Annotated in this window: 4 protein-coding genes and 1 pseudogene; 1 reads left to right on the plus strand and 4 read right to left on the minus strand. The window is 64.1% G+C overall.

The annotated features are described in order from the left end of the window. From Q0L57_RS06760 to Q0L57_RS06775, 4 genes and pseudogenes are all read right to left on the minus strand, one after another. Nucleotides 1–315: pseudogene (locus tag Q0L57_RS06760) on the minus strand (sugar phosphate isomerase/epimerase); the annotation flags it as partial. Between the two features lie 4 nt (nucleotides 316–319). Next, nucleotides 320–1,156: a carbohydrate ABC transporter permease gene (locus Q0L57_RS06765; protein ID WP_296739860.1), complete on the minus strand. Its 837-nt coding sequence runs from the start codon at nucleotides 1,154–1,156 to the stop codon at nucleotides 320–322. Next, nucleotides 1,153–2,085, minus strand: coding sequence for a carbohydrate ABC transporter permease (locus Q0L57_RS06770; protein ID WP_296739863.1), 933 nt, complete (start codon nucleotides 2,083–2,085; stop codon nucleotides 1,153–1,155). The genes Q0L57_RS06765 and Q0L57_RS06770 overlap by 4 nt, the downstream gene beginning before the upstream one ends. Before the next feature lie 2 nt (nucleotides 2,086–2,087). Next, a complete protein-coding gene (locus tag Q0L57_RS06775) occupies nucleotides 2,088–3,428 on the minus strand; it encodes an ABC transporter substrate-binding protein (protein WP_296739866.1) in 1,341 nt (446 codons plus the stop codon). A gap of 174 nt (nucleotides 3,429–3,602) precedes the next feature. Between Q0L57_RS06775 and Q0L57_RS06780 the strand changes: the two genes are divergently transcribed. Further along, a partial coding sequence (locus tag Q0L57_RS06780) for a Gfo/Idh/MocA family oxidoreductase (RefSeq protein ID WP_296739867.1) occupies nucleotides 3,603–4,479 on the plus strand: 877 nt, incomplete at its 3' end.

Consider the following 4,479-nt stretch of genomic DNA (forward strand, 5'->3'; position numbering starts at 1 on the left):
GCCCGGGAAGGCGGCGGCGAAGTCGATCCAGCGCTTCGCTGCCTCGAGGTCGGCGTCGATCTGGTCCTTCAGCGTAAAGCCGCTCTTCGAGCCGAAGGCGAAGGAGACGAGCGTCAGGCCGGACGATTTCAGCGCGGCGGCGAACTCCGACGGTCTGTCGGCATAGCGGCCGATCATGGTGTCGGTGATCTCGATGCCGGCATAACCGCCGTCGGCGATCGCCCTGAGCAGGTCGTCGGGGCCGCCGGTGAAACGGTCTCCCAGCATTTCCCAGGTGAAGGTCTGGCAACCGACTTTGAGGTCTTTCACGTTCATCCTTTCATTCCTTGATGCCACCCTGGGTCAGGCCTTCGATGATGTGGCGCTGGAAGAACAGCACGAGCACGATCAACGGAACCGTGACGACGGCCGAGGCCGCGGCGATATCGCCCCAGGGCACGTAGTAGAGGTTGGTGAAGTTGGCGATGCCGACGGGTATCGTCTGGCGGTCGATATTGGAGGTGAAGGCGAGCGCGAACAGGAACTCGTTCCAGGCGCTGATGAAGGCGAGCAGGCCGGTGGTTACCAGGCTGGGCAGCGACATGGGCAGGATGATGTGCCAGAGCAGGCCCGGGATGGACACGCCGTCCATCCGCGCCGCCTCGTCGATCTCGCGCGGCAGCGTCTCAAAATAGCCGAACAGCACCCAGGTGACCAGCGGCAAGCCTAGCGCCAGGTAAGTGATGATCAACGCCGTGTAGGTGTCGAGCAGGCCGAGATTGGTGGCCACAAGGTAGAGCGGACCGACCAGCGCGATCTGCGGGAACATCGACACCGACAGGATCACCATCAATATGCCGAAGCGGCCCTTGACGTTGAGCCTTGAGAGCGCGAACGCCGCCAGTGATCCGACCACCAGGCACAGGAACGTCGTCGACAGTGACACCACCAGCGAGTTCCACACATAGCGATGCAATTCCTTCTCGACGAAGGCGTTGTAGTAGTGCTCCAGCGTGAAGGGGCGCGGGATCAGCGACGGCGAGCCCGAGGTCAGCATCTTGTCGAGCTGGAACGAGGTCGAGAACTGCCAGATGAACGGTCCCCCTGACCAGACCAGGATCAGGAAAGCGCCGAGATAGATGGCGAAGCTCTGCAGCGGGGGACGCGCGTCCTTCATTGCGTCCTCCTGATCCGGCGGATGAGGTAGAGGACGAACACCAGCGCGATGACGCCTTCGGTGATGAACATCGCCGTCGAGACAGCGGAGCCGTAACCGAACTGCAGCGTCGAGAAGAGCACCTTGTAGGACAGCGTCGACAGCGTCTCGGTGGAGTCGGCCGGGCCGCCACCCGTCAGCACATAGACAAGGTCGAAGACGCGGAAGGCGTCGAGCGCGCGGAACAGGCCGGCGATCAGCAATGTCGGCATCAGCAGCGGCAGGCGGATGTACCAGAAGGTGATCCAGCCCTTGGCGCCGTCCATGCGAGCGGCTTCGATCAGCGAATTGGGAATGGTCTGCAGGCCGGTAAGCAGGAGCAGCGCCATGAACGGCGTCGTCTTCCAGACGTCGGCGATGATGATTGTGGTCATCGCCGTCTGGGGCGAACCGTACCAGTTGACGTTCTGGTCGATCAGCCCGGCATGCAGCAGGATGTAGTTGATGATGCCGTTCTGGCCGTCGAACAGCCAGCCGAACATCTTGGAGGTGACGACAGTGGGCATCGCCCACGGCACCAGCATCGCGGCGCGCACCAGGCCACGGCCCTTGAACGCCTCGCACAGGATCAGCGCCATGGCGAGCCCGATCACCGTCTCCAGCACTGTAGAAGCCAGGGTGAACCACATCGTATGCCACCACGCGTTCCAGAACTGCGCGTCGCCCCACAGCTGCACGTAATTGGCGAAGCCGGTGAAGTCCTGATCCTGCGTGATCAGCGAGGTGTTGGTCAGCGAGAGGTAGAGACCATTGACGATCGGATAGAAAGACACCGACGCCAGCGACACGAAGGCCGGCGCCAGGAGAAGCAGGGCCCACAGGGCGCCCGGAAGCGCCCTGCCGAGCCGTCGCGGCCGGCCAGCGCCTGATACTGTGGCGGCCGCGGTCATGGTCAGGCGACGATCTTGTTGATCTGGTCGGCCAGCGCGTCCATCTCGGCCTGGACGTTGCCGGAAACCAGCGCCTTGGAGATGCCGGACTGCAGCGCCAGCGTCACCTTGGCATATTGCGGCGTCTTTGGGCGCGCGGTGGCGCCGGTGAACACCTTCTCGAGGCTCGCCATGAAAGGCTGTTCCTTCTTGATCTGCGCGTCCTGGAACAGCGCCGGGCGGGTCGGCGCCAGGCCGAAGTTCAGCGCGATGCGGTGCTGCGTCTCGGTCGACGACAGCCAGGTGAGAAGTTCGATCGCCGCTTCACGCTGCTTCGAATTGGCGTTGACGCCGAGCTGGTAGCCGCCGAGGCAGGCCGAGCTCTTGCCGCCCGGGAAAGCGGGCAGCGGCGCGACGCCGACCTTGTCCACCACCTGCGAGGCCTTGGCATCCTGCGCGATCGGGTAGACATAGGACCAGTTGCGCATGAACATCGCCTTGCCGGAGGTGAAGGGCTGGCGGGACGGCTCCTCGTCCCAGGACAGGACGTCCTGCGGACTGATCTTGGTCTTGGCGATGGTGTCGTGCAGGAACTGGATCGCCTCGACCGCGCCCTTCTGGTTGATCAGCGAGGACTTGCCGTCTGGAGCCAGGATCGCGCCGTTGTTGGAGGTGATGATCTCGACGGCGTCGCAGACCAGCACTTCGGCCTGCTTGCCCTGCCAGAGATAGCCGAAATCGATGTCGCCGGCCTTCTGCGCCTCGGCGGCCAGGGTCGCCATGTCGGCCCAGTTGTCCGGCACCTTGCCGCCGTGCTTTTCCAGCACGTCCTTGCGGTAATAGAACATGCCCGAATCCATGAACCAGGGAAGGGCGGTGAGCTTGCCGCCATAGGTACAGGCATCGAGCGTTCCGGCAAAGTAGGCGCTGCGCTTGTCGGCCGGGAAATACTCGTCCAGTGGCAGCGCCCAGCCGGCGGCGGCGAAGCCGGCGATCCAGATCACGTCCTGGCTGAAGACGTCCGGCGTACCGCTGCGGCGCGCGAGCTGCTGAACCAGGCCCTGATAGACTTCGGTCGAGGAGCTCGGCGGCGGCAGTTCGATGTTCTTGACGAGGATGCGGTCCTGCGACTCGTTGAAGGCTTTGATCAGGTCGCCGAAGGTCTCCTTGCCGAAGAAGGCGGCGCTGGCGAAGCTGATTTCGGCGCGCGACGCCGCGCGTGCCTTGCGGATGCCGAGACCGGTGCCGGCGAGCGCCGCCGCGCCAAGCATGCCCGCGCCGATGAGAAACTGCCGGCGGTCCGCGACCGTCACGTGACTCACGGGCTTCGAGTCGGCGGTCGGCCGTTTTTTCATGTCAGTCATTTTCTCCTCCTGGAAGGCTGGCGGCCTCCGATGTTGCGCCAGCATTTTCACATGCTCTATAAAAATTTTACGCGCGTCAAGATTTAAAATGCTGTATAGCGAATCCCGAAATCGGTCCGGCGCCCGCGCTCCGGCCCGTCGCAAACGCTGCCGCATTGGGAGGCTGGAACGGAAATGCAAGCAAATTCAGGCAACAAGCTCGGCATCGGGGTCATCGGATGCGGCAACATCTCGATGACCTATCTGCGCAACGCGGCGCTTTTTTCCGGTGTGGAATTGCGCGCCTGCGCCGACATTTCCGCCGACATGGCCGCGCTGCGGGCGAAGGAATATGGCATCCGCGCGCTCGGCGTCGAAGCTTTGCTCGCCGACCCCGAGGTCGATCTCGTCCTCAACCTCACCATCCCTTCCGCGCATTTCGACATCACCCACTCGGCGCTTACGGCCGGCAAGCACGTCTTCACCGAGAAGCCGCTGGCCACTTCGGCCAGTGACGGCCGCCGGCTGGTCGCCGAAGCGGCAAGGCGCGGCCTGCTCCTGGGTTCGGCCCCCGATACCTTCCTCGGCGCCGCGGGGCGCCGGGCGCGCCGGCTGGTGGATGAGGGCGCCATCGGCCGCGTCGTGACCGGCACCGCCTTCATGATGGGACGCGGCATGGAGCATTGGCATCCGAACCCGCAGTTCTACTACCAGCCGGGCGGCGGTCCGGTCTTCGACATGGGTCCCTATTATCTGACGATGCTGGTCAACCTGCTCGGCCCGGTCGCACGCGTCATGGCGATGGCGACGCGCGGCCAGGACGAGCGTCTGATTACCGCTGAAGGTCCCTTCAAGAACACCTCTTTCAGGGTCGGCACGCCGACCAACATACTGTCGCTGCTCGAATTCCGCTCGGGCGCCACCGTCACCTTCGGCGCGTCCTGGGATGTGTTCAAGCATTCCAACCATCCGATCGAGTTGCACGGCACCGAGGGATCGCTGCGACTGCCCGACCCGGACACGTTCGGCGGCACGGTCTCGCTCTCCGCGCGCGGCGCCGACTGGAAGGATT

The organism is Mesorhizobium sp., from assembly GCF_024509055.1.
GTDB lineage: Bacteria > Pseudomonadota > Alphaproteobacteria > Rhizobiales > Rhizobiaceae > Mesorhizobium.